Here is a 25,515-nt window from a genome sequence, read left to right as displayed (position 1 = left end):
CGTGGACCACCGAGCGCCGCCGGGTCGCTGCCACCATGCTGACCGGCTCCCGCGCGCTCGGCGCGCGCACCGGGAACCGCATCGGGCCGAGCATCTGGAGGCGGTTCGTAGCCCGCGACGGCGTCGAGGAAGGCCGCCAGCGGATCACTCGGGAGGTCGAGGCACGCCAGGTCGTCGAGGGCAGGCGCGCGCGACGGAACGACCTGGGTCGTCAGCGCCGCTGGCGATCTCGACTCGAACATGTGTTCGATCATGCCACGAGCCACCGACAACGTCCGGACACGTCCACAGCGGGCGCAACGGCGTCGCGCGACGCACGCTGGAGCACCCGGGCCCCGAGGAGCGCACCGCCCGACCACGACGCGTCGGGCGCGCCACCAGCGCCCGACCCGCCTCAGCCCAGGGAGCCGACCCACTCCTGCGTGCCGTCGGTGAAGCCTTGCTCCTTCCAGATCGGCACGTGCGCCTTGAGCTCGTCGACGAGCTCCGCGACCGCCGTGAACGCCTCCGCGCGGTGCGCAGACGCGACGGCCGCGACGACGGCGACGTCCCCGACCTGAAGACTCCCGAGCCGGTGGACCACCGCGACCCGCACCCCGTGCCTCTCGGCGACACCGCCCGCGACGCGTGCGAGCACCGCCGCCGCCTCCGGGTGCCCCTCGTAGTGCAGGTGCACGACCCCGCGCCCCTCGTCGTGGTTGCGCACGTACCCCGTGAAGGTCGCGACCGCCCCCGAGGTGTCGTCCCGCACGAGCGCGGAGAGCTCTCCGAGCAGAACGTTCGCCTCGTGCCCGCTGAGCTCTCCGACCTCGGCGCGCAGAACCGCCCCGGCGCCAGCTGCGCGCGAGGGAGCAGGGGCGTCCGGGGTGTCCTCGGAGCCGACCGAGGTGTCGGTTGCGACGTCGCCGTCTGCCGGGCGCACATGGTCGCCGCCCGCGAGCTGGTCGACCGCGTGCAGCAGCACGCCGTCCAGCGCGGCGAGCCCGTCACGCACCCCGCCCGGCGAGCCCGGGAGGTTGACGACGAGCGTGCGCGCTGCGACCCCCGCGATCCCCCGGCTCAGCGCGGCGGTGGGGACCCGGTCCTGCCCGGCGAGCCGCACCCGCTCCGCGATGCCGGGCAGCTCGCGGTCGAGGAGCGCAGCCGTCTGCTCGGGCGTGACGTCCGTGGGCGCGATGCCGGTGCCGCCCGTGCTCAGCACGACCGCCGCGCCCTCCGCGACCCACGCCCGCAAGGCCGAGCCCACGGCGTCGCCGTCGGGCACGACGTCGACGCGCGGGACCGCGAACCCGCGCTCCGTGAGCCAGTCGCGGATGACCGGACCGGTGGTGTCGGTCGCGGTGCCGAGCGCGCCCCGGGTCGAGGCGACGACCACGCCCGCGATCATGCCGCGTCCCCACGCTCGGTCGCCCCGTCGGCTCCGGCGTCCGCCTCACGCGCCCACGTGCCCGACGCGCCGCCCGACTTCGCGACGACCTGGACGTCCGTGAGCACGGCGGCCCGGTCGACGGCCTTGATCATGTCGTAGACGGTCAGCCCGGCCACGGTGACGGCGGTGAGCGCCTCCATCTCGACGCCCGTGCGGGACGTCGTGCGGACGGTCGCGCGCAGCTCGACGCGGTCCCCGGTGGGCACCACGTCGACGTCGACGCCGCTGATCGGCAGCGGGTGGCAGAGCGGGACGAGCTCGTGCGTGCGCTTCGCGGCCAGGATCCCGGCGACGCGCGCGACCGCGACCGCCTCGCCCTTGGGCAGGTCGCCCGACGCGATCCGCTCGACGACGTCCGGCCGGGTCAGCAGGACGCCCGTCGCGGTGGCCTCGCGTGCCGTCACGTCCTTGGCCGAGACGTCGACCATGACGGCGGCGCCGTCCTCCCGGTAGTGCGTCAGCCCGTGCCGACCCGTGCCGCCCGTCGCTGCGTCCGTCATCCGATCTCCTCGTACTCGACCTCGTCCCCCGCGTCGAGGTGCGCGACGCCGAGCGGGACGTGTACGAGAACGGTAGCCGCCGCGTAGCGGGCGAGCAGGTGCGAGCCGGGGCCGCCGACGAGCACGACCCGCCCGGCGTCGTCGAGCACGCCGCGGCGGACCTGGTGGACCGCGGGCGGGGAGTCGACGGCGTCGGCGATCGGCGCCCGGCCGGTGCCGCGCCGCGCCGGCCGCAGCCCCGTGGCCCGCGCGAGCAGGGGCCGCAGGAAGAGCTCGAACGACACGAGCGCGCTCACGGGGTTCCCGGGGAACGCGACGAGCGGGACACGACGCGCCCCGTCTGCGCCCTCCGGCCCGACGACGACCGACGCCAGTCCCTGCGGGCCACCCGGCTGCATCGCGACGTGCCCGAACCACGCGTCCGCGAGCCCGTCCTCGGCCATCGCTCCGAGCGCGAGCCGCACCACCTCGTACGCCCCCGCGGACACCCCGCCCGTGGTGACGACGACGTCGGGCGCCCAGCCGTCGTCCCCGAGCGCGGCGAGCGCGGCGCGGAACACCGCGACGTCGTCGGCGACGGTGCGCGCCCGGACCTCGGCGCCGACGGTGCGCAGGGCGGCAGCCAGGGAGGCGCCGTTCGCGTCGTGCACCTGCCCGGGGCCGAGGGCATCGCCCGCCGCCACGACCTCGCTCCCGGTGCTCACGAGCAGGACGCGCGGCGCCGCGGCGACCCGCACGGCCCCGACCCCGGACGCGACGAGCGCGCCGAGCTGAGCCGGCCCGAGCGGCGAGCCGGCGGCCAGCACGACGTCGCCCGCGGCCGAGTCGCTGCCTGCCGGACGGACGAACGTCCCCGGCTCGACGGGCGCCGTGAACGACACGCGGTCGCCCGTCGTCTGGCCGAAGCGCGGCGGCAGGGCGTCCTCGATCCGCACGACCGCGTCCGCACCCTCGGGCACGGGGGCGCCGGTCATGATGGGCGCCGCCGCCCCGGCCGCCAGAGCGCCGCCGACGTGCCCCGCGGGGATCGGCTCGGCGACCACGAGGCCCACGGGCGACGTCGCCGCCGCCCGCACGAGGTCGGCAGACCGCACGGCGTACCCGTCCATCTGCGCGTTGTCGAAGCCCGGGGTCGCGACGCTCGCGACGGCGTCGGCCGCGAGCAGGCGCGGGCGCGGGTCGGTGACGGCGTCCGCGACGGCGACCTCGGCCGCCCGGGAGGGCGTGGCGAGCACGGCCAGCGCCGGTCCGAGGGCAGCCGCCACCCACCCGGCGTGCTCCTCGACCGTGCGTCGGGCGTGCTCGGCGCCCTCGGCGTCGCGTTCGCCGGCGTGCGTCGTCGGGTCCTGGGGTCGCGGGGCGGTGCTCACGGGCCCGAGTCTGCCCGCTCCCGCGGACGGCGTCCCCGGGAGCTGGCGCAGGAACGCGCTGCGCGGGTCGTCGAGGACCTCTGCGGCGGGCCCGTGCTCGACGATGCGGCCGCGGTCGAGGACGACGACGTCGTCGGCGAGAGCGAGCGCGTCGGCGACGTCGTGGGTGACGACGAGCGCGGTCGCGTCGGCGAGCGCGCGGCGCAGGACGTCGCGCAGGTGCGGCACGGACGGCGCGTCGACGGCCGCGAGGGGCTCGTCGAGCAGGACGACGCTCGGCTCGGCGGCGAAGGCCCGCGCGATCGCGACGCGCTGCGCCTGGCCGCCCGACAAGGCGCGGGCGCGGCGCCTCGCGAGCTCGCGCGCCCCGACGGCGTCGAGCCAGCGTGCGGCCACGTTCCGCGCGTCGGCGCGCCGCAACCCGGCGGAACGCGGACCGAAGGCCACGTTCGCGCGCACGCTCAGGTGCCCGAAGAGCTCGGGGCGCTGGCCGAGCAGGACGACGCCCCGCCGCTCGGGCGGCACGCGCGTCCCGGCCGCGGTGTCCGTGAGGACCCGGTCCGGGGCGCCCGCCGGCGCGTCGGTGAGGACGACCCGCGCCGACGTCGGCACGTACAGCCCGGCGACGACGCTCAGGAGCGTGGACTTGCCGGCGCCGTTCGGTCCGACCACGGCGAGCGTGCGCCCCGGAGCGACGGCGACGTCGAGGTGGACGTCGCGGACGTCGTCGTGCACGGTGACGCGGAGCCCGCGCGGCTGCAGGGCGCTCACGCGGCCACCCCTCCCGCGAAGCCCCTCCGGAAGCTGCGCGTGCCGCCCGCCGAGTGCACGAGCGCCACGACGAGCACCGCGACCACGACCAGCAGCATCGACAGCGCGACCGCCGCGTCGGGGTCGGTCTCGCGCTGGAGGTAGATCTCGAGCGGCAGGGTCCGGGTCACGCCCTGGAGCGAGCCCGCGAACGTGAGCGTCGCGCCGAACTCGCCGAGCGAGCGCGCGAAGGCGAGGAGCGTGCCGCCCGCGAGCGCCGGCGCCACGGACGGCAGCGTGACCAGCCAGAACGTGCGGCTCGGCCCCGCGCCGAGCGACGCCGCGGTGAGCTCGGGGCCGGTGCCGCGGACCCGGAGCGCCCCCTCGAGCGTGAGGACGAGGAACGGCAGGGCGACGTAGACGTGCGAGATGACGACGGCGGTCGTCGTGAAGGCGATGGAGACGCCGGCGTCGTCGAGGAGGTGCCCGATGGGGCCGCGCCGGCCGAACGCGTACAGGAGCGCGAGCCCGCACACGACCGGCGGGAGCACGAGCGGGAGCAGCACGAGCGCGCGCACGACGGACCGCCCCGGGAAGCGGGTCCGGGCGAGGACGACGGCGACCGGGACGCCCACCACCACGCAGACCGCCGTGCTCACGGTCGACGTGACCAGGCTGAGGCGCAGGGCGTCGAGCGACTCGGCGGAGGTGACGAGCGACCAGAAGTGCGCCCAGTCGCCGCGCGTCGCCATGACGACGACGGGCGCGACGACGAACGCGACCCCCACCGCGGCCACGGCGACGAGCCACCACGGCAGGCGGGGCGACACGAGCCGCTCAGGGCGCACCGAAGCCCGCATCCTTCAGGACCTTCTGCCCCGCGGCGGAGGTGACGGCGGCCACGAACTCGCTCGCGAGCTCCGCGTGCTCGCTGTCCTTGACCGCGACGATCGGGTACGTGTTGACGGCCTTCGACGCCTCGGGGAACTCGATCTGCTTGAGGGAGCTCGAGTCCTTCGCGAGCGCGCCCTGCGCGTCGGTGACGTAGACGAGCCCGGCGTCCGCCTCGCCCGACGTCACCTTGGCGAGCACGTCGGTGACCTGGGACTCCTCGCTCACGGGCTTGATCGTGACGCCCGTGGCGGCCTCGACCTCCTTGGTCGCGTTGCCGCAGGGGACCTGCGGCGCGCACACCACGACCTTCGCGTCCGGCTTCGCGAGGTCCTGGAACGACGTGATGCCGGCCGGGTCGTCGGGCGGCGTCACGATCGTCAGAACGTTCGTCGCGAAGGGCACGGGGTCGCCCGCCGCGAGGCCCGCGTCGGTGAGCTTGGTCATGTTGGGCTCGTCCGCGGACGCGAACACGTCCGCCGGCGCGCCCTCCTGGAGCTGCGCCACGAGGTCCGACGAGCCCGCGAACGACAGCTTGACCGTCACGCCGGCGTGGTCCTGCTCGAACCGGTGGGCGATCGTCGTGAACGTGTCGGTGAGCGACGCCGCCGCGAACACGACGAGCGTCCGGTCGCCGCCGCCCGTGCCGCTCCCCTGGCCGCTCGCCCCGCCGTCGCCCGACGAGCACCCGGCGAGCGCGAGCGCCCCGACGACCGTGCAGCCCGCCACGACCGCGCCCAGCGCGGACCTCAGCCGCCTCATCGAATCCCCTTCGGCGTGTCGATCATCACGGACGTCGCCTTGACGACCGCGGTGGCCACGTCGCCGACCTTGAGGTCGAGCTCGTGGACCGCCTCGGCGCTGATCAGCGACACGACGCGGTGCGGGCCGGCCTGGACCTCGACCTGCGCCATCACCTCGTCGACCTTGAGCGCGGTCACGAGCCCGACGAAGCGGTTGCGCGCGGAGCCTCCCGCGCCGTCGTCGGGCGCGTGCGCGTGCTCGCGGACGAACCGGGCGAGGTCGACGCCGTCGACGACCCGGTGCCCGGCGTCGTCGGTGCCGGCCTCGAGGAGCCCCGCGGCGATGTGGCGGCGGACGGTGTCGGTGCTCACACCCAGGAGGCGTGCCGCGTCGCTCACTCGCAGGTGCGTCATGAGTCCGACCCTAGTGCCGCATCTGCGACTCCGCCGACCGGCACGCGTTGCGGTTGCGTCACGTCCTTCTCGCACGGTCCGGGCGGTCGGGGTGAGAACGTGAATCGTCGGCGCGGACGAGGCAGAATCGAGCGATGGCCGTCGTCTCGCTCGGGCTCCCCACCGTCGCGCTCCACGCGCGACCCGGGCTGCCCACGCTGCCCGCCGACCGCCCCGACAGCCCCGGGCTCGTCGACCGGTTCGGCCGCACGGCCACCGACCTGCGCGTCTCGCTCACCGACCGCTGCAACCTGCGCTGCACGTACTGCATGCCGGCCGAGGGCCTGCCGACCCTCCCCCGTGACGCCGTCATGACGCGTGAGGAGATCGTCCGGCTCGTCGGGATCGCGACCCGCGACCTCGGGGTCCGTCAGGTCCGGTTCACGGGCGGCGAGCCGCTGCTGCGCGGCGACCTCGTCGAGATCGTCCGGGACTGCGCCGCGCTCCCGGGTCGCCCCGAGCTCTCCCTCACCACCAACGCCGTCGGGCTCGACCACCGCGCCCGCGCCCTGCGCGACGCCGGGCTCGACCGCGTCAACGTCTCCCTCGACACGCTCGACCCCGACACGTTCGCGACCCTGGCCCGCCGGCCGTTCCTCGAGCGCACGCTCGCCGGGCTCGCCGCGGCCGCCGAGGTCTTCGACGTCGTCAAGGTCAACGCGGTCCTCGTGCACGGCCTCAACGCCGACCACGCCGCCGACCTCCTCGCCTGGTGCCTCGAACGCGGCTTCGAGCTGCGGTTCATCGAGCAGATGCCCCTCGACGCCGACCACCGCTGGTCCCGCGACGGCATGGTCACGGCCGCGGACGTCCGCGCCCTGCTCGCCGAGCGCTTCACGCTCGTGCCCGACGACGCCCCGCGCGACGGTGCACCGGCCGAGCGTTTCGCGGTGCTCAACCCGGGATCCGGTGGCGAGCCGCAGCAGGGGTCGCACCGGGGCGACGAAACCGACCGCCTCGGGACCGTCGGGATCATCGCGTCGGTCACCGAGCCGTTCTGCGCCGACTGCCGCCGCACCCGGTTGACCGCCGAGGGCGCCGTCCGCAGCTGCCTGTTCGCGCACTCCGAGACCGACCTCCTCGGGCCCCTGCGGGCCGGGGCGACCGATCACGAGCTCGCCGACGTGTGGCGCGCCGCGATGTGGGACAAGCACGCCGGGCACGGCATGAGCGGCCCCGGCTTCACGCAGCCCGAGCGCACCATGAGCGCCATCGGCGGCTAGGACCACGAGACCAGGAGCACGAGTGACCACGACCGACGAACGGGCGACCGTCCCGACCACCGCCCCCGCGACGGCAGCAACCGTGCGGGTGCGGGCGTTCGCGGCGGCCCGCGCCGCGCTCGGCTGGTCCGAGCGCGACCACGAGACCGGGCCGGCGACGACAGTCGGCACCCTGGTCGCCGACCTGCTCGCTGAGACACCGGCCGCCGCCGACGTCGTCGCACGGTGCTCGGTGCTCGTCGACGGGGTGCGGACCGACCTTGACGCGCCCGTCCCGGCGGGCGCCGTCGTCGACCTGCTCCCGCCCTTCGCGGGCGGCTGACTCGTCGACGGTGACGTCCGGTTCGCCGACGGTGACGTCCGGTTCGCCGACGGTGACGTCCGGTTCGCCGACGGTGACGTCCGGTTCGCCGACGGTGACGAGCGCAGCGCACTACCGGGCAGCCGCCCGTGCACTCGCAGCCATCGGCGCGCCGACCGTCGCCTCGGCAAACGCAGCGTCACCCTCGGCGAACACAGCGTCACCCTCGGCGAACACAGCGTCACCCTCGGCGAACACAGCGTCACCCTCGGCGAACACAGCGTCACCCTCGGCGAACGCAGCGTCGCCGTCGGCGGATCGGACGTCACCGTCGGTGATCGGGGAGGCGCGGCGACGAGCGGGTGGGCGCGGGGAGGTGGTGAAGGGCGTCAAGGAGTGGGCACGGCCCCCAGGGCCGAAGCACGACAGCCCGAACCAGCTCGCCGCGCTCACCCGACCACGCGGGCGTCGCACTCGGCGAACGAGCGTCGGTCAGGACGAGAGCGCCTCTCGCGCCGCGACGAGCAGGTCGTACCGCTCGAGGAGACGCCGCGCCCAGAACGACATGCCCCCGCCGAACCCGGGCCACTCGTCCTCCTCGAGAGCCCGCAGCAGACGCTGCGACGTCACGACCTGGTACGCCGCGCACAGGACGTCGGCGCGTAGCAGCGCGGTCTCGCCGTCGGTGACCTCGGGCCATTCCGCGAGGTAGGCGGCACGCAGCGGGCCCCGCTCGTCGTCGGCGACGTGGCTCAGCCACACGTCGACGTCCACGAACGGGTGCCCGACGGCGCCGTCGGACCAGTCGAGGATGCAGACGCTGCCGTCCTCGCGGATCCCGACGTTGCCGGGGTGGCAGTCGCCGTGCAGGAGCGTGAGCGGGAGCCCGTCGTCCTCGGCCTCGCGGCACAGCTCCGCGAACGCGGGCAGGAGGCCGCGGAGCCGGGCACGCTCGGCCTCGTCGAGCCCTCGCGTGGGCGCGAGCTGGTACGCGAGCTCGAGGTCCTCGAGGGACGCTTCGAGGTCGGCGGCGAGGGTCGCGGGGCCGCGGTCGGGGCACCCGACGGCGCGCAGCTCGTCGGTGCGTCCGACCCAGGCGCGCTGCATGCGCGCGAGAGCGCGCAGGCCGTCTGCGGCCTCGGCTCCCGCGATGGGGCGGATGCGGGCGTCGTCGAGGAGCACCCAGGCGCGGTCGGCGTCGAGCGCGAGCACGCCCGGCACCGAACCGGGGGCGTCGTCCGCGAGGAGCCGGGTGATGGCGGGCTCGGCCGCGAAGACCGCGCCGACGGCCTTGCCGAAGAGCGGGCCGCGGTCGGTCCGCTGCCGCACGACGAGCGAGATCCCCCACTGCTGGAGGACCTCGGGTTCGCCCTCCGGCGTGGCGCCCGTGGCGCGCACCGCAGCATCGACCCAGGCGAGGAACGGCGCGATCCCGCCGGGGTTCGCCCACGCGGGGCGGTTCGCGGGAGCCGGCGCGCCGTGGAGCTCGTCGACCCACCGGTCGTAGGGGCCGCTCAGCGCGTCCGGCACGGGCGGGAGCGTCACCGCGACGTCGTCGAGCCGGCACCATGCCCACCGCGCGGGGCCTGGGAGCGTCTCGAGCGGGGCGTCGAGCGCGTCGTGCACGAGGAACGCCGTGCGGGCGGTCTTGCCCGGCTCCTCGAGGGGCGCTTCGGCCCGACCCGCGGTCCGCAGGAAGACCGGAGCGGGACCGACCAGCCGAACGACGTCCGCAAGGATCTCGTCGAGCTCGCGGGCCCGCCCGCCGCGCACCGTGGGCCAGCTCTGCTCCCCCGCTTCGTCGACCTGCACGAGCAGCGCGTCGCCGCCCGGCGAGGGGATGAGGAGCAGGTGGTCGTCGTAGGAGGCAGACGCGCTCACGCGGCCGCCTCCTCGTCCGCGGGGACCGCGAGGAGCGCCTCGACGCGCGCCGCCTCGGCGTCGAGGTCCGACCGCTGCGCCCTGCTCACCCGGTCGAACAGCTCGACCTCGACCTCGCCTCCCGCCGTCGTCGACCACAGCCCTGCCATCACGCCGTCCACGAGCACCACGCTCCCGACGCCTCCGTTCGACCCCATCCAGCGACGGCGCGCGTCGGGCGGGGTGACCCGGTCGCGGCCCGCGTGGGAGAGCCACACGTTGTCATAGCGTCCCAGGAACCGGACGGGCGCGGGGACGTCGGCGTCGGTCAAGGGCGCGCCGGCGAGGTCCCATACGGTCCGGCCGTCGTCGGTGCGGAGCGGGACGAGCTCGTCGCCGAGCGCGTCGAAGACGGCCCGGACACCCGTGATCCCGGACCACGTGGTGACGTCCGCGGGCGTCGCCGGCCCGAACGCCGCCAGGTACCGCCGGACGACGCGCGCGAGCCCCTCGGCCTGGGCCTCCGTCTCGGCCGCCGGGTCCGCGCCCAGGTCGAACGCGCCGTCGGGCTCGCCGAGCCACGACTCGAGCGTCACGTACGCGACGCCGCCGGGCCGTCCCCACAGGCCGCGCGGCGGCACCTGGACGAGCGCCGCCCCCTCCCGCAGCCGGTTCACCAGCGCCGACGGCGGCGCGTCCGTGAAGCGCTCGGCGAGAGCCGCCCCCAGCGCCCTCACGGGGACCGGGCCGTCGCTCATCAGGGCGCGCCCCTCCGCGAGGAGGTCGGCGAGGGGGACGTGCGCCGCCGGGCGGCTCGCCCCGCTGTTGCGCGAGACCTTGTCGAGGAACGGCTGCACGAGGGGCCGCAGCAACCGGGCGTCGTCGGCGGTGACCGTGTGGATGGTGCCGCGCATGGGCAGGACGCGGAGCACGCTCCGCTCGGCGAGCGCCCGGGAGAGGTGCCGCGGGTCCGCGTCGGCACGGGCCGCGACCGACAGGTACGGCGGCATCGGCTCCTGAGCCTGGAGCCCGAGCAGGTGCGCGGTCAGCGCGACCGGGTCGGCGCGGGGGTCATCCGCGGGGAGCCGTTCGAGCAGGTGCTGGCGCGCGAGCAGCGTCCGGTTGAGGACCCGCGGGGTGACGTCGTCGGCCATGACCACGACCCTACGGACCGCGTGCGACACCGCCGCACGCTCGCCGCCCCCGCTCTCGCCGAGCAAGCGGGTCCGGCGTCGAGCAAGCGGTCCTCAGCCGCTTGCTGGGCGCGGAACCCGCTTGCTCGACGGACGTCAGGCCTGGGCCTTGTGCTCCCGGATCCGCTCGGCCGCCTGCGGCAGCACCTCGTGCAGGTCGCCGACGACGGCGAGGTCCGCGATCTCGAACAGAGGGCAATCCGGGTCGTTGTTCACCGCCACGATCACCTGCGACGCCTGCATGCCGCCGCGGTGGTGCGGCGCGCCGGAGATCCCGGCCCCGACGTAGACGCGCGGCGCGACGGTCACGCCCGTCTGGCCGATCTGCGCGTCGTGGCCGATCCAGCCCTCGTCCACGCAGTCGCGGGTCGCGCCGACGGCGGCGCCGAGCGCGTCGGCGAGGTCCTCGACGGGCGTGAAGTCGCCGAACGTGCCCCGGCCGCCCGCGACGACGAACGCCGCCTCGGCGAGCGCCGGACGGGCCGGGCCGTCGCCGTGCTCGGCCGCGTGCACCTCGCGCGACGTCGGGACGCCGGCCTTCGCGAGCGCCGACGGGACGACGGCGTAGCCCTCGACCGTCGTCTCCACCGCGGCCTCGGCGGGCTCCGGGACGACGGCGTTCGCGCGGACCGTGAGGACCGCGAGGTCGGTGAGGATCTCGCACGACGTGTCCCACGAGCCCGCGAGGACGCGCTTGGACCCGACGACGTGGCCTTCCTCGGAGACCGAGACGCCGGCGGCGTCGATGACGAGCCCCGCCCCGGTGAGGAACGCGAGGCGGGCCGCGGACTCCTTGTTGGGGAACGTCGACGCGAGCAGCACGACGGCCGCGCCCGACGCGTCGGCGGCGCGGGCGAGCGCCTCGGCGACGAGCGCCGTCGAGTGCGCGGCGTCGGGGCCGAGGTCGTCGCTCACCTCGGCCTGCCGGACGAGCTCGACGCCGTACGCGCCGAGCTGCGCGAGGGTCTCCAGGGACGGCGACTCGAGGGCGACGGCCTCGACCCGGCCGAGGGTGCGGCCGAGCGTGAGGAGCTCGAGCGCGGAGCTGCTGAGCTCGGTCGCGGGCGTGTCGAGGTGGACGAGGACGGTGCGGCGGGAGCTGGTCATGTCCGGGCCTCTCAGACGAGCTCGTTGCGGATGAGGAACTCGGCGAGCGCGATGCCGCCCTCGCCCTTGTCGGTCACGACCTCGGTCTCCGGGCGCGGCGGGCGCGGCTCGGCGCTCGTCGTGCGGGCGCGTGCGCCCTCTCCCCCGACGCCGGGCAGCGGGAGGCCTGCGGCCTCCGAGAGCCGCTCGAGCGGCTCCTCGAGGTCGGCGAGCGACCACGCCTCCACGGGCTTGCTGCGGGCGGCCATGATGAGCTTGAAGTTGGGGAACCGGGGGTCGTTCGCGTGGTCCGTGACGGACACGACCGCGGGGCGCGGGACGGTGACCGTCTCGGTGACGCCGTCGAGCTCGCGGGTCGCGGAGAGGTCCGCGTCGCCCAGCGTGAAAGCCGTCACCAGCCCGACCGCCGGCCAGCCGAGCCACGACGCCGCGAGCGTCGGGACGACCGAGCCCAGCCCGTCGAGCGCGGCCATGCCCGTGAGCACCAGGTCGACGGGGCGCTCGTCGTGCAGGCGCCTGATCGCGGCCGCGAGCGCCACGGCGGTGCCGTGGTAGTCGGACCCGGCCAGCGCGTCGTCGACGACGTGGACCGCGCGGTCCGCGCCGAGCTGGTACGCCTTGCGCAGCGCCGCCTCGGCGTCCGCGGGGCCGACCGTCACGACGACGACCTCGCTGCCCTCGCGCGCGTCCTCCGGGAGGGCCTCGACGAGCCGGAGCGCGGCCTCGACCGCGTTCTCGTCGAGCTCGTTGAGGGTGCCGTCGTCGCTGGTCCGCACGAGGCGACGGTCCTCGAACGCGCGGGGGGACTGGATGTCCGGGACGTACTTGACGGCGACGACGACGCGCAGCGCGGCAGCCATGCGGCAGCTCCTTCTCCGGTTCGGGAGGCGGTGGTGGCCGGGCGGCGGGTGCGCCGGCCGGTCCCGTCCGAGACTACCGGCGCAGGTCACCGGCAGGGCGGGCGCCCGAGGGTCGGACACCTCACAGCGGGTCGTACCCTGTTCCGCATGACACGGCGGTCATGGCTGCGGACACAGCCCCTCGGCAGCGACGCCGACCGTGCCACGTTCGCGACGCTGCACACCGCCTCCCTCATGGCGACGGCGTTCCGCGACGGCCTGACGCGCGAGTCGGCGGAGAAGTCGGTCCGCCACCTGCGCACGCTCGTCGGGGCGCACGCCGTCGCGCTGACCGACACGGAGAACCTGCTCGCCTGGGACGGCGACGACACCCACCGCGGTGACGCCCGACGCCTCGCGCCGGCGGGGGTCGCACACGGCCGCACGAACGTCGTCGGGCACGGGGAGCTGGGGTGCGGCGCGCCGTGCCCGGTGCGGGACGTGGTGGTCTCGCCGCTCACGGTGGACGACGTCGTCGTGGGGACCCTGCAGGTGTACGCGCCGAACGCGCAGGCCGCGCTGGTGCGCGCGACGACGGAGCTCGCGGACTGGGTGTCGACGCAGCTCGAGCGCGGCGAGCTCGAGCTGTCGCGGTCGAGGCTCATCGAGGCGGAGCTGCGGGCGCTGCGGGCGCAGATCTCGCCGCACTTCGTGTGCAACGCGCTCACGGCGATCGCGTCGTTCGTGCGCACCGACCCGGACCGCGCCCGTGAGCTGCTGCTCGACTTCGCCGACTTCACGCGCTACTCGCTGCGGCGCCTCGGCGACTTCACGACGCTCGAGGAGGAGCTCGAGTCGGTGCAGCGCTACCTCGTGCTCGAGCAGGCGCGGTTCGGCGGCCGGATCGGCGTCGACGTGCGGATCGCCCCCGAGGTCCTACCGATCGCCCTGCCCGTGCTGTGCCTGCAGCCGCTGGTGGAGAACGCCGTCCGGCACGGGCTCGCACCCAAGCCCGAGGGCGGGTCCGTGACCATCCGGGCCCGCGACCTCGACCGCGAGGCCGTCATCACCGTCGAGGACGACGGCGTCGGCGAGGACCCGGAGCGGATCCGCCGTGTCCTCGCGGGCGACACGACGCTCGACTCGCTCGGCCTGCACAACGTCGACGAGCGGCTGCGGTCGGTGTTCGGGGACGAGTACGGGGTGGTCGTCGAGACGGCGCCGGGGGCAGGCACCAAGGTGAGCGTCCGGATCCCCAAGTTCGCGCCCGGCGTGGCGCCGGGGGTCGCGGTATGACGGCGCCGCTCCGCGTGCTCGTCGTCGACGACGAGGCCCCCGCACGCGACGAGCTCGCCTACCTGCTCGGCCGCGACGCCCGGGTGGGCCCGATCCTTGCGGCCGGGTCGGTCCCCGACGCGCTGCGCGTCCTGCGGGACGCCGAGGTCGACGCCGTGTTCCTCGACGTCGCGATGCCCGGGCTCGACGGGCTCGACCTCGCCGCGACCCTGGCCCGGTTCCGCGACCCGCCCGCCGTCACGTTCGTCACCGCCCACGCCGAGCACGCGGTCACCGCGTTCGAGCTGTCGGCCGTGGACTACCTGCTCAAGCCCGTGCGCGAGTCCCGGCTCCGCGAAGCGATCCGCCGGATCCAGGCGGAGCGCGCCGCCCCGTCCTCCGCACCGGCCGACCCCGTCGTCGAGCCCACCTCACCGCCCCCGCCCGACGACGCCATCGCCGTCGAGCTCGGCGGCGTCACCCGGCTCGTTGCCCGGTCGCAGGTGCGGTACGTCGAGGCGCACGGCGACTACAGCCGCCTGCACACCGACGACGGGAGCCACCTCGTGCGGCTCACCGTCACGAGCCTCGAGGCGCGCTGGCGTCCGGCCGGGTTCGTGCGCGTGCACCGGTCGGTGCTCGTCTCGCTCGCCCACGTCGAGGAGGTGCGCGAGTCCGGGGGGCGCGTGGCCGTCGTCGTCGAGGGGCGGGAGCTGCCCGTGAGCCGCCGGCACGCCCCGGCGCTCCGCGAGGCCCTGCGCCGGACGCGGCGGGCGCCCGGGTGAGCGGCGAGCCGCCCCGCCGGGTCGTCGTCACCGCGCCGCCCGCGCGCCGCCGACGACGCACGACCATCACGTCCGAGATCGACGCCCAGACCCAGCTCGGCGAGGTGTACGTCCGCTCGCTCGTGCGCGCGCAGCTGCGGCTCGCGCTCGTCGTGTGCGGGGTCCTCGCCGTCACGGTCGGGCTGCTGCCCGTGCTGTTCGTCGTCGTGCCCGCGCTCGGGGACGTGCGCGTGCTCGGCGTGACGCTCCCCTGGGTCGTGCTGGGCGCGTGCTGCTACCCCGTGCTGATCGGGCTCGCCGCTTGGTACGTCCGACGCGCGGAGCGCAACGAGCGCGCGTTCGTCGAGCTCCTCGGCGCGCACCAGGCACCCGGACGGCAGCCATGAGCACGCGCGCCCTCGCGACCGTCGTCGCGGTCGTCCTCGTCGTCGCGCTCACGCTCGGCGCCGGCGCCTTCAGCCTGCGCCGCGCCCGCACCCCGAGCGAGTACTACGTCGCGTCGCGCGCCGTCTCCCCCGCGACCAACGCGGCGGCCGTGAGCGGCGAGTACCTGTCCGCGGCGTCGTTCCTCGGCATCGCGGGCCTCGTGCTCTCCCGCGGCGCGACGAGCCTCTGGTACCCCGTCGGCTGGACCGCCGGGTACCTCCTGCTCCTGCTGTTCGTCGCGGCGCCGCTGCGCCGCTCGCGCGCCTACACGCTGCCCGACTTCGCCGAGCTCCGCCTCGGCTCGCAGCCCGCGCGCGCCACCGCGAGCGCCATGGTCGTCGTCGTTGCCCTGCTCTACCTCGTCCCGCAGTTCCGCGAGGCCGGGCTCACGCTGCGGATCCTCACGGGTGCGCCGTCGTGGGTCGGCGCCGCCGTCGTGGCCGCGGTCGTGCTCGTCAACGTGACGGTCGGCGGGATGCGCAGCATCACGCTCGCGCAGGCGCTCCAGTACTGGCTCAAGCTCGCTGCCCTGTGCCTACCGCTCGCGTTCCTGCTGGTGCACCGGACGGGCGGCGGCGACGTCGTCCTCGCGCGGCTGCGCGACCCCGAGTGGCTCGCTCCCGTGCACGGCGGCCAAGGCCTCTACGCCACGTACTCGCTCGTCGTCGCGCTGTTCCTCGGGACCATGGGGCTGCCTCACGTCGCCGTCCGCTTCTACACCAACCGCGACGGCCGGGCCGCCCGCCGCACCACCGTCGTCGTGCTCGTGCTGCTCAGCGTGTTCTACGTGCTGCCGCCCGTCTACGGGGCGCTCGCGCGCGCCTACCTGCCCGAGATCCCCACGCCCGGGACCGGCCAGGCCGACGCCGCGATCCTCACGCTGCCCGCGCACGTCGTCGGGGCGACGCTCGGCGACGTCCTGGTCGCGGTGCTCGCCGCCGGGGCGTTCGCGGCGTTCCTGTCGACGTCGTCGGGGCTCGTGCTGTCCATCGCGGGCGTCGTCGGGCAGGACGTGCTCGGCCGACGGCTCCGCGCCGTGCCCGCGTTCCAGCTCGCGGGCGTCCTCGTGGCCGCCGGGGCGCTCGCCCTGACCCTCCTGACGAGCGGGCTCGCGGTCGCGCAGGCCGTCGAGCTCGCGTTCGCCGTCGCCGCGTCGACCCTCTGCCCGCTGCTGCTGCTCGGGATCTGGTGGCGGGGGCTGACGTCGCCCGGCGCGATCGCCGGGATGGTGGTGGGAGGCGTGCTGTCCACCGCGGCGGTGCTGACGGTCTCGACGGGCGCCGTGCCCCGCGGCGGGCTGGGGGTCGTCGTCGCGCAGCCCGCGCTCGTCACCGTGCCCGTCGCGTTCGCGACCATGGTCGTCGTCTCGCTGCTCACGCGCGGCGCACCGCCCGCCCACGTCGCCCGGATCATGGTGCGCCTGCACACCCCCGAGGCCGTCGCCCTCGACCGCGCCGGGTTCCGCGCCCGCGGCGCCGACGACTGACACGCCTCGGCGAGTTGTCAGAAGCTCACGGCAGCAGAGTGCCGCCAGGTTCTGACAGCTCGCGGGCGGTCGTTCGTCGCAGCAGAAGCACCGCTCGTCGCACGCCCGACGACGCTCGTCGCAGCGGGCGGACCGCTCACCGATCCGACGCCCGAGGTCGTACCGGACGCGCGACGGCGTCACTAGCGTCGGTGGCGCCTCGAAGCCGAGGCCACGCTCAAGGAGGAGTGTTCATGTCTGCTGCCAATCCCGCCCGCGACGTCGAGACGAACGCGGAGGCCGGACCGCTCCCCCGGGGCGCCGCCGCCTTCGCCGACCCGGCACCGCTCGGGCTCGCCGCCTTCGCCCTGACCACGTTCGTGCTGAGCTTCACGAACACCGGCCTGTTCAAGGCGGAGCCGGTCGTGTTCGGCCTGGCGCTGGCCTACGGCGGCATCGCCCAGATGCTCGCGGGCATGTGGGAGTTCGCGAAGGGCAACACGTTCGGCGCCACCGCGTTCACGTCGTACGGCGCGTTCTGGATCGCCTTCTGGTACCTGACGGGCCACACCGACCTCAGCGGCGTCGACCCCAAGGACGCGGGCCACGGCGTCGGGCTGTTCCTGCTGGCCTGGGCGATCTTCACCGCGTACATGTTCATCGCCTCGCTGCGGACCACCGGCGCGCTGGTCGGCGTCTTCGGGCTGCTGACGGTCACGTTCCTGCTGCTCGCGCTCGGCGACCTCACCGACACGTCGGGCCTCGCGAAGGCGGGCGGCTGGTTCGGCGTCGCGACCGCGCTCGTCGCCTGGTACGCCTCGTTCGCGGGGGTGCTCGCCTTCACGAACAAGCGGGCCGTCCTGCCCGTCGGCCCCCGCTGAGCCGGCCCGGACGGGAGTGATCCACCGTGACTGACGAGACCCTCTCCAACCTGCTCCACGAGAACCGGCGGTTCGCGCCGCCGCCCGAGCTCGCGGCGCACGCCAACGTCACCGCCGACGCGTACGCCGAGGCGTCCGCCGACCCCGAGGGCTTCTGGGAGCGCGCCGCCGAGCGCCTGACCTGGGAGCGCCGCTGGGACCGCGTCCTCGACTGGGACGACCCGCCGTTCGCCAAGTGGTTCCTGGGCGGGACGCTCAACGCCGCGTACAACTGCGTCGACCGGCACGTCGAGAACGGGCTCGGCGACCGGGTCGCGATCCACTGGGTCGGCGAGCCCTACGGCGACACCCGCGACCTCACCTACGCCGACCTCAAGGACGACGTCTCCCGCGCCGCGAACGCCCTGGAGGCGCTCGGGGTCGGTGACGGCGACCGGGTCGCGATCTACCTGCCGATGATCCCGGAGGCCGTCGTCGCGATGCTGGCCTGCGCGCGCATCGGCGCGATCCACACGGTCGTGTTCGGCGGGTTCTCCGCGGAGGCCCTGGCGAGCCGGATCGAGGACTGCCAGGCCAAGCTCGTGATCACGGCGGACGGCGGCTACCGGCGCGGTGCGCCGTCGTCGCTCAAACCCGCCGTCGACGACGCCGTCGAGATCGCGGCCCGCGCGGGCCACGACGTGCCGACCGTCCTCGTGGTGCGCCGAACCGGGCAGGACGTCGCCTGGCACGACCGTGACGTGTGGTGGCACGAGACCGTCGAGACGGCGTCGGCCGAGCACACGCCGCAGGCGTTCGACGCCGAGCACCCGCTGTTCGTCATGTACACGTCGGGGACGACCGGCAAGCCGAAGGGCATCCTGCACACCACGGGCGGGTACCTCACGCAGACCGCGTGGACGCACTGGGCGGTCTTCGACCTCAAGGCCGACACCGACGTGTACTGGTGCAGCGCCGACATCGGCTGGATCACCGGGCACTCGTACATCGTCTACGGGCCGCTCGCGAACGGCGTCACCCAGGTCATGTACGAGGGCACGCCCGACTTCCCCGAGCGCGGGCGGTGGTGGCAGATCATCGCCGACCACGGGGTGACGATCTTCTACACCGCGCCCACGGCCATCCGGTCGTTCATGAAGCAGGGCCGCGAGGTGCCCGACCGGCACGACCTGTCGTCCGTGCGGCTCCTCGGCTCGGTGGGCGAGCCCATCAACCCCGAGGCGTACATCTGGTACCGGGACGTCATCGGCGGCGGCAAGGTCCCCGTCGTCGACACGTGGTGGCAGACCGAGACCGGCTCGATCCTCATCAGCCCGCTCCCCGGTGTGACCGCCGGCAAGCCCGGGTCCGCGATGACCGCGCTCCCCGGGATCGGTGCGGACGTCGTCGACGACGCCGGGACGCCCGTGCCGAACGGGTCCGGCGGGTACCTGGTGCTCACCCGGCCCTGGCCGTCGATGCTCCGGACCATCTGGGGCGACGACCAGCGGTACGTCGACACGTACTGGTCGCGCTTCAAGGACCAGGGCTACTACTTCGCGGGCGACGGCGCGAAGAAGGACGAGGACGGCGACGTCTGGCTGCTGGGCCGCGTCGACGACGTCATGAACGTCTCCGGCCACCGGCTGTCCACCACGGAGATCGAGTCGGCGCTCGTCTCGCACCCCAAGGTCGCCGAGGCGGCCGTCGTCGGGGCGAGCGACGAGACCACCGGGCAGGCCGTCGTCGCGTACGTCATCCTCCGCGAGGAGGCCGGCGACGGCGGACCCGAGGTCGTGCAGGAGCTGTCGGGCCACGTCCGCACGCAGATCGGCCCGATCGCGAAACCCCGGCAGATCATGATCGTCCCCGAGCTGCCCAAGACGCGGTCCGGGAAGATCATGCGGCGCCTGCTGCGCGACGTCGCCGAGAAGCGGCCGGTCGGCGACGTCACGACCCTCGCGGACTCGTCGATCATGGAGCTCATCTCGGCCGGCAAGGCGGAGTCGACCGAGGACTGACCGCCTCCCACCCCGGCACCGAACACGCGGGGCGCAGATCCCGTCCTCGCGAAGTACCCCGGCATCCGGTCTACCTCGCGAAGTACCCCGGCATCCGGTCTACCTCGCGAAGTACCCCGGCATCCGGTCTACCTCGCGAAGTACCCCGGCATCCGGTCTACCTCGGCGTCAGGGCGCGCCCGACGGCGCAGCGCACCTTCCGGGCACGCGGACGACGGCGCAGCGAGTGTGCGGCGACGGCGCGGAGCTGAAGGCAGACGACAGCAGAGCGGGTGGGTGCGGGGAGGTGGCGAAGGGCGTCAGAGAGTGCGCACGGCCCCCAGGGCCGAAGCACGACAGCCCGAACCACCTCGCCGCACCCACCCGCGAACCCGACCGCACACGCGGTGCCGACCGCGCTCCGTTTGGTCCCACGGCACCGTCGTCGTCAGACTGAGACGCGTGCCACCGTCCCCCCGCCACGTCGCGACGCCGCCGCTCGGCGTCCACGTGACCCCTGACGGCGTGAGCGTCGCCGTCCTCGCGGCGCACGCCACCGCCGTCGACCTCTGCCTGCTCGACCCCGCGCCCGACGGGAGCCTCCACGAGCGCCGCGTGCCGCTCGAGGGTCCGAGCTTCGGCGTCTGGCACGCGTACGTGCCCGGGGTCGAGCCGGGGCAGCGCTACGGCTTCCGCACGCACGGCGCGTGGGACCCGGCTGCCGGCCTGCGCCACAACCCCGCCAAGCTGCTCGTCGACCCGTACGCGCGCGGCGTCGTCGGGCGGGTCGACCTCGACGAGGCGGTCGAGGGGTTCGCGCCGGGCGACGCCTTCGGCCCCGCCGACCCGCGCGACTCCGCGCCGCACGTGCCGCACTCGGTCGTCGTCGACGTCGAGGGGCTGCGCGCCCGCACGCCGGACCCGCACGCGAACCGGCCGTACGTGCCGTGGCGCGACACCGTCGTCTACGAGGCGCACGTGCGCGGCCTCACGATGCTCCATCCCGACCTGCCCGAGGAGCTGCGCGGCACGTACGCGGCGCTGGGGCACCCGGTCGTCGTCGAGCACCTGACCAGGCTCGGCATCACCGCGATCGAGCTCCTGCCCGTGCACGCCAAGTCGGACGAGCCGCACCTCGTCGCCAAGGGCCTCACGAACTACTGGGGCTACAACACGCTGGGCTTCTTCGCGCCCGAACCGTCGTACGCGACACGGGCCGCGCAGGACGCCGGGTCGGGCGCCGTCCTCGACGAGGTCCGCACCGCGGTGCACGCGCTCCACGAGGCGGGCATCGAGGTCCTCCTCGACGTCGTCTACAACCACACGTGCGAGGGCGGCGTCGACGGGCCGCACCTGTCGTGGCGCGGCCTCGACAACACCGGCTACTACCTGCACGACGGCAACGTCCCCGCCCAGCTCGTCGACACGACGGGCACGGGCAACACGCTCGACTTCCGTCGTCCCCGGGTCGTCCAGCTCGCTCTGGACTCGCTGCGGTACTGGGCGGACGTCGTCGGGGTGGACGGCTTCCGCTTCGACCTCGCCGTGACGCTGGGCCGGTCCTTCGCCGGGTACCAGCCCGACCACCCGTTCCTCGTCGCGCTGCAGAACGACCCGTCGTTCGCGAACCTCAAGCTCGTCGCGGAACCGTGGGACGTCGGGCCGGGCGGCTGGCGCACCGGGCAGTTCCCGCCGCCGATGGCCGAGTGGAACGACCGGTTCCGCGACGCCGCGCGCCAGTTCTGGCTGGCCGACGTCGCACGGCTGCGGCGCGGCGAACCGGGTCCCGGGCACGACGGCGTCCGCGACCTCGCGACCCGGCTCGCCGGGTCCGCGGACCTGTTCGGGATCAGCGACCCGCCGCTCGCCCGCGGACCCGTCGCGTCGGTGAACTTCGTGACCGCGCACGACGGCTTCACCCTGCGCGACCTCGTCACCTACGACCGCAAGCACAACGAGGCGAACGGCGAGGACGGGCGCGACGGCTCGGGCGACAACCGTTCCTGGAACCACGGGATCGAGGGCGCGGGCGACCCGCGCGACCCCGAGACCGCTCGGGTCGCCTCGCTGCGCGCCCGCAGCATGCGGAACCTGCTCGCCACGCTCCTGCTCTCGGCCGGAACCCCGATGCTCACGGCCGGCGACGAGCTCGGCCGCACCCAGGGCGGCAACAACAACGCGTACTGCCAGGACGACGCGACGTCGTGGGTGGACTGGGACCTCGCGCCCTGGCAGCGCGAGCTGCTCGACTCGACGCGCGCGCTCCTGGCGCTGCGACGCGAGCACCCCGCGCTGCGCGTCGACGCGTTCTACCGCGGCACCCCGCTGCCCGGCGACGCACCGTCCCAGCCCGACCTCGCCTGGTACGACGCCGCGGGCGAGCCGTTCACGCACGACGACTGGCACGACCCCGAGGCCCGGACGCTGCAGATGATGCGCCGCACCCCCGTCGTGGGGTCCTCGCACGTGCTCGTCGTGCTCAACGGTGCCCTGTCCCCGATGGAGGTCGCGCTCGCCGGGCGCGGCAACACCGACCGCCGGTGGCGGCGGGCGTGGGGATCGACGTCCGCGACGCGGGCCATGACGACCCACCCCGACCGGGAGCCCGGCGACCGGGTGCTGCTGGACGCCCTCGCCGTCGTCGTGTACCTGGCGGAGCCGCGCGGCTGAACCCCACCCGGCGGAACGCCCCGTCGGACCAGGTACGCTCCGCGCCATGGACGACACCGACGTCACCTCCGCCACCGCCTCCCCGACGACCGGCGCGACCGGCGGCGCACGCCTGAAGGCGGACGTCGTCGTCGTGGGCGCCGGGCTCTCCGGGCTCGTCACGGCGAGCGAGCTCACGGCTGCCGGGAAGCGCGTGCTGCTGCTCGACCAGGAGCCCCGTGCGAGCCTCGGCGGGCAGGCGTGGTGGTCGTTCGGCGGGCTGTTCCTCGTCGACTCCCCGGAGCAGCGACGCCTGGGCGTGCACGACAGCGCCGACCTCGCGTTCTCCGACTGGCTGGGCTCCGCGCAGTTCGAGCCCGGCGCCGAGCGAGGCGAGGGCCCCGACCGGCACGGCTACGCGTGGGCGCGAGGGTTCGTCGACTTCGCCGCCGGCGGGATGCGGCCCTGGCTGCACGGCAAGGGCGTGCGCTGGTTCCCGCTCGTCCAGTGGGCCGAGCGCGGTGGCTACCTCGCCGACGGGCACGGCAACTCCGTGCCCCGCTTCCACGTCACGTGGGGCACCGGGCCGGGGATCGTCGAGCCGTTCGTCGCCGCGGCGCTCGACGCCGCGCGCGGCGGCCTCCTCGACGTGCGGTTCCGGCACCGGGTCACCGAGCTCGTCGTGACGGACGGGCGCGTCACCGGGGTGCGGGCGGAGGTCCTCGCCGCCGACGACGGCGAGCGCGGCGTGCCGTCGTCGCGGGCCGTCGTCGGGGAGGTCGAGGTCGAGGCGGGGGCCGTGGTCGTCGCGTCGGGCGGGATCGGCGCCAACCACGACCTCGTCCGCGCACGGTGGCCCCGCGAGGCGGGGACTCTCCCGCCGCGGATGCTCCAAGGCGTGCCGGACTCGACCGACGGGCTCCTGCTCGAGGTCGCCCGCGACGCCGGCGCCGCGATGGTCCACGAGGACCGCATGTGGCACTACCCCGAGGGCATCGCCAACCACTCCCCCGTCTGGACGGACCACGGCATCCGGATCCTGCCCGGCCCGTCGTCGCTGTGGCTCGACGCCGACGGGCGCCGCTTCCCGCAGCCGCTCTACCCCGGCTTCGACGCCCTCGGCTCGCTCCAGCACGTCACCCGGCAGGGCGACACCCACTCCTGGTTCGTCCTCAACCGCCGGATCATGGAGTCCGAGTTCGCCCTCTCCGGGAGCGAGCAGAACCCCGACCTCACCGGCAAGGACCTCCGGCTGCTCACCAAGCGGGTGCTGCCGGGCGCCGTCGGGCCTGTCGCGGCGTTCGCCGAGAAGTCGCCCGAGTTCGTGTTCGCGTCCACGCCCGCCGACCTCGCCGCCGGCATGAACGCGCTCGTCGGCGAGCGGCGCATCGACGCGGGCCAGCTCGCCAGCACCATCGCCCTGCGCGACGCCCAGGTCACGAGCGGGCTCGGCAAGGACCACCAGGTCGTCGCGACCGCGATGGCCCGGCGGTTCAAGGTCGACCGGCTGATCCGCGTCGCGCCGCCGCGGCCCCTCACGGACCCCAAGGACGGTCCGCTGCTCGCCGTCCGGCTCTCCGTGCTGACCCGCAAGACGCTCGGCGGGCTCCACACCGACGCCGTCGGGCGAGTCCTGCACGACGACGGGTCGGTGTTCGAGGGGCTGTGGGCCGTCGGTGAGGCGTCCGGGTTCGGGGGTGGCGGCGCCCACGGGAACCGCGCGCTCGAGGGGACGTTCCTCGGGGGCTGCCTGTTCACCGGCCGGACCGTGGGCCGGGCGCTCGCCCGCTGACCGCGCCGCGCCCGCCCCCCGAGATCGAGGGTTTCGCGCCGAGATCGATCACGATGCACTCGGTCTCGGCGCGAAACCCTCGACTTCGGTAGCGGCGAGCCCTACCCCCAGGTCGCCGGGGCCTCCACAGCGATGACCAGGTTCCGTCCGACCACGCGACCCTCCGACAACCTCGTCCCCATGACGACGACCTCGACCCTGGCCCCGAGCCGGTCCACGGCCCCTCACCGCCTCGCCCGGACCCGCTCGCTCCCGCCGCCGCGACGCCCGGTCCTCCCCCAGCTCGCCCGGTCCGACGACGTCACGCCAGCCGACCTGCGTGCCGGCCTCACGGAAGGCCGCCTCGTCCGCGTGGCGCCCGGTCTCGTCGGCGTCGCACCACCGGCTGAGCCAGCGTGGCGCCGCAACGAGGCCCTCCACCTGCTGCGGGTACGTGCCACGCTCGCCCGCGTCACGACGGACTTCTGGTTCAGCCACGAGACCGCGGCCCTGCTGTGGGGGTGCTGGGTGTGGGGGCTCGGGGTGGACGTCCACCTGACCCAGCTCTCGACGCCACCGTCGCCCGTCCGTGGGCTCCTGCCTCTGCGGCGCCACACCGGGGCGCTCCCGGAGGAGGACCGGTCCGCCGTCGACGGCCTCCCGGTGACGTCGCCGACCCGGACGGCTCTCGACTGCGCCTGTGCGATGGCGCCCGAGCGGGCGCTGGGTGTGGTCGACTCTGCCCTGCGAGCCGGTGCGGACCTCCCGGCGCTGACCGCTCGGGCCGACGAGGAAGCCGGCCGACGCGGGATCAGGCTCGCCCGACGTGTCATCGCGTTGGCGGACCCCCGCTCCGACTCCGTGGGCGAGTCGCGAACGCGTTGGCACCTGGCGTCCGCCGGCCTGCCTTCCCCGGAGCTCGACATCGCTGTCGAGACGTTCCTCGGTACCCGCTGGATCGACCTCGGGTGGCCCGACATCAAGGTCGGCATCGAGTTCGACGGGGCGATCAAGTACAGCGGGGGTGAGTACGGCGACCCGCGTCGACGACTCCTCGAGGAGAAACGGCGCCACGATGCGCTGGTCGAGGCCGGCTGGATCCTCGTTCGCGTCACCTGGGCGGATCTCGCGCACCCGGAACGACTCGTGGCCCGGGTTCGGGCGGCGCTCGCGGCCGGATGCCGTCGGCAGCGGGCCTGATCGCCGAGATCGAGGGTGTCGCGCCCAAGTCGAGCGGATCACCCTCGACCTGGCCGCAGGAGCCTCGATCTCGGCGAGAGTGGCCGCCGGTGCGTGGCTCGGGGGGAGCCCTCCGGCTCACGGTTGTAGGTTCGAACAGTGACCACGCCCCGCCGCGCCACGCCCCGGCCGTCAGCCGCCGCGACCCGCGACACCGACGCCGCCGCGAGCGCCTCCCCCACGAACCCCGTCGACCCGCCGACCCCTTCGACCTATCCCGCGGCACCAGCCACGACCCGCCGCACCCGCTCGGCCTCCGCCCCGGCCACGCGCACCCGCGCCGCCCGGTCCAGCTCGGCGCGCACGGCTGCGGCCCGCTCGACGACTCCCGAGCCCTCGACGACGGCGACCGTCCCCACGGCGCCGGTCGGATTCCCGCAGGGCAC

The 25,515-nt window shown here is 75.1% G+C and carries 21 protein-coding genes; 11 read left to right on the top strand and 10 right to left on the bottom strand.

Annotation, left to right across the window (positions count from 1 at the left end; genetic code table 11):
* Positions 1–394: 394 nt before the first annotated feature.
* Genes ACFT5B_RS06165 through ACFT5B_RS06140 form a run of 6 tightly spaced genes read right to left on the bottom strand, consistent with a single transcriptional unit; the run spans position 395 to position 6,097 of the window.
* A complete protein-coding gene (locus tag ACFT5B_RS06165; protein ID WP_386797101.1) occupies positions 395–1,387 on the bottom strand; it encodes a molybdenum cofactor biosynthesis protein MoaE in 993 nt (330 codons plus the stop codon).
* Entirely contained in the window at positions 1,384–1,929 is a 546-nt protein-coding gene (gene moaC / locus ACFT5B_RS06160; protein WP_386797100.1) for a cyclic pyranopterin monophosphate synthase MoaC, read from the bottom strand. The genes ACFT5B_RS06165 and moaC overlap by 4 nt, the downstream gene beginning before the upstream one ends.
* Positions 1,926–4,070 (bottom strand): gephyrin-like molybdotransferase Glp, encoded by a 2,145-nt coding sequence (glp, locus tag ACFT5B_RS06155; RefSeq protein ID WP_386797098.1) that lies wholly within the window; start codon positions 4,068–4,070, stop codon positions 1,926–1,928. The genes moaC and glp overlap by 4 nt, the downstream gene beginning before the upstream one ends.
* Positions 4,067–4,879 carry an ABC transporter permease gene (locus ACFT5B_RS06150; RefSeq protein ID WP_386797133.1) on the bottom strand — a complete coding sequence of 271 codons (813 nt, stop codon included), beginning with the start codon at positions 4,877–4,879 and terminating at the stop codon, positions 4,067–4,069. The genes glp and ACFT5B_RS06150 overlap by 4 nt, the downstream gene beginning before the upstream one ends.
* Before the next feature lie 7 nt (positions 4,880–4,886).
* Entirely contained in the window at positions 4,887–5,702 is an 816-nt protein-coding gene (gene modA, locus ACFT5B_RS06145) for a molybdate ABC transporter substrate-binding protein (protein ID WP_386797097.1), read from the bottom strand.
* Positions 5,699–6,097, bottom strand: a complete 399-nt coding sequence (locus ACFT5B_RS06140) for a molybdopterin-binding protein (protein ID WP_386797095.1) — start codon at positions 6,095–6,097, stop codon at positions 5,699–5,701. The genes modA and ACFT5B_RS06140 overlap by 4 nt, the downstream gene beginning before the upstream one ends.
* Before the next feature lie 134 nt (positions 6,098–6,231).
* On the opposite strand from ACFT5B_RS06140, the gene moaA reads away from it, so the two are divergent.
* Positions 6,232–7,359 carry a GTP 3',8-cyclase MoaA gene (gene moaA / locus ACFT5B_RS06135; RefSeq protein ID WP_386797094.1) on the top strand — a complete coding sequence of 376 codons (1,128 nt, stop codon included), beginning with the start codon at positions 6,232–6,234 and terminating at the stop codon, positions 7,357–7,359.
* A gap of 22 nt (positions 7,360–7,381) precedes the next feature.
* Positions 7,382–7,681 carry a MoaD/ThiS family protein gene (locus ACFT5B_RS06130; RefSeq protein ID WP_386797093.1) on the top strand — a complete coding sequence of 100 codons (300 nt, stop codon included), beginning with the start codon at positions 7,382–7,384 and terminating at the stop codon, positions 7,679–7,681.
* A gap of 471 nt (positions 7,682–8,152) precedes the next feature.
* Here ACFT5B_RS06130 and ACFT5B_RS06125 read toward each other — a convergent pair whose 3' ends face one another.
* From ACFT5B_RS06125 to ACFT5B_RS06110, 4 genes are all read right to left on the bottom strand, one after another.
* Positions 8,153–9,541 (bottom strand): phosphotransferase family protein, encoded by a 1,389-nt coding sequence (locus ACFT5B_RS06125; protein ID WP_386797092.1) that lies wholly within the window; start codon positions 9,539–9,541, stop codon positions 8,153–8,155.
* Positions 9,538–10,674: a winged helix DNA-binding domain-containing protein gene (locus ACFT5B_RS06120; protein WP_386797091.1), complete on the bottom strand. Its 1,137-nt coding sequence runs from the start codon at positions 10,672–10,674 to the stop codon at positions 9,538–9,540. The genes ACFT5B_RS06125 and ACFT5B_RS06120 overlap by 4 nt, the downstream gene beginning before the upstream one ends.
* A 135-nt stretch (positions 10,675–10,809) precedes the next feature.
* Positions 10,810–11,820, bottom strand: a complete 1,011-nt coding sequence (locus tag ACFT5B_RS06115) for an electron transfer flavoprotein subunit alpha/FixB family protein (RefSeq protein WP_386797090.1) — start codon at positions 11,818–11,820, stop codon at positions 10,810–10,812.
* An 11-nt stretch (positions 11,821–11,831) separates the two neighbouring features.
* Positions 11,832–12,668: an electron transfer flavoprotein subunit beta/FixA family protein gene (locus tag ACFT5B_RS06110; RefSeq protein ID WP_386797132.1), complete on the bottom strand. Its 837-nt coding sequence runs from the start codon at positions 12,666–12,668 to the stop codon at positions 11,832–11,834.
* 159 nt (positions 12,669–12,827) lie between these two features.
* On the opposite strand from ACFT5B_RS06110, the gene ACFT5B_RS06105 reads away from it, so the two are divergent.
* The 9 genes from ACFT5B_RS06105 to ACFT5B_RS06065 all read left to right on the top strand — a co-directional run bounded on the left by ACFT5B_RS06105 (position 12,828) and on the right by ACFT5B_RS06065 (position 25,090).
* Positions 12,828–13,955 (top strand): sensor histidine kinase, encoded by a 1,128-nt coding sequence (locus tag ACFT5B_RS06105; RefSeq protein ID WP_386797089.1) that lies wholly within the window; start codon positions 12,828–12,830, stop codon positions 13,953–13,955.
* On the top strand, positions 13,952–14,719 hold the full coding sequence (locus ACFT5B_RS06100; RefSeq protein WP_386797088.1) for a LytR/AlgR family response regulator transcription factor: 768 nt from the start codon (positions 13,952–13,954) through the stop codon (positions 14,717–14,719). The genes ACFT5B_RS06105 and ACFT5B_RS06100 overlap by 4 nt, the downstream gene beginning before the upstream one ends.
* A complete protein-coding gene (locus ACFT5B_RS06095; RefSeq protein ID WP_386797087.1) occupies positions 14,716–15,105 on the top strand; it encodes a hypothetical protein in 390 nt (129 codons plus the stop codon). The genes ACFT5B_RS06100 and ACFT5B_RS06095 overlap by 4 nt, the downstream gene beginning before the upstream one ends.
* Complete coding sequence (locus ACFT5B_RS06090) at positions 15,102–16,631, top strand: cation acetate symporter (RefSeq protein ID WP_386797086.1); 1,530 nt, start codon at positions 15,102–15,104, stop codon at positions 16,629–16,631. The genes ACFT5B_RS06095 and ACFT5B_RS06090 overlap by 4 nt, the downstream gene beginning before the upstream one ends.
* Before the next feature lie 233 nt (positions 16,632–16,864).
* On the top strand, positions 16,865–17,491 hold the full coding sequence (locus tag ACFT5B_RS06085; RefSeq protein ID WP_386797085.1) for an acetate uptake transporter: 627 nt from the start codon (positions 16,865–16,867) through the stop codon (positions 17,489–17,491).
* 26 nt (positions 17,492–17,517) lie between these two features.
* A complete protein-coding gene (gene acs / locus ACFT5B_RS06080) occupies positions 17,518–19,491 on the top strand; it encodes an acetate--CoA ligase (protein WP_386797084.1) in 1,974 nt (657 codons plus the stop codon).
* A gap of 441 nt (positions 19,492–19,932) precedes the next feature.
* The gene (gene glgX / locus ACFT5B_RS06075) at positions 19,933–22,140 is read left to right on the top strand and encodes a glycogen debranching protein GlgX (protein WP_386797083.1); all 2,208 of its coding nucleotides are present in this window, start codon (positions 19,933–19,935) and stop codon (positions 22,138–22,140) included.
* A gap of 46 nt (positions 22,141–22,186) precedes the next feature.
* Complete coding sequence (locus tag ACFT5B_RS06070) at positions 22,187–23,911, top strand: FAD-binding dehydrogenase (RefSeq protein ID WP_386797082.1); 1,725 nt, start codon at positions 22,187–22,189, stop codon at positions 23,909–23,911.
* A gap of 180 nt (positions 23,912–24,091) precedes the next feature.
* Positions 24,092–25,090: a hypothetical protein gene (locus tag ACFT5B_RS06065; protein ID WP_386797081.1), complete on the top strand. Its 999-nt coding sequence runs from the start codon at positions 24,092–24,094 to the stop codon at positions 25,088–25,090.
* Positions 25,091–25,515 lie beyond the last annotated feature (425 nt).

It is taken from the genome of Luteimicrobium sp. NPDC057192 (genome assembly GCF_042670205.1).
GTDB lineage: Bacteria > Actinomycetota > Actinomycetes > Actinomycetales > Cellulomonadaceae > Luteimicrobium.
The sequence above is the reverse complement of the archived record's forward strand: the minus strand, read 5'-3'. Positions and strand labels throughout refer to the sequence as shown.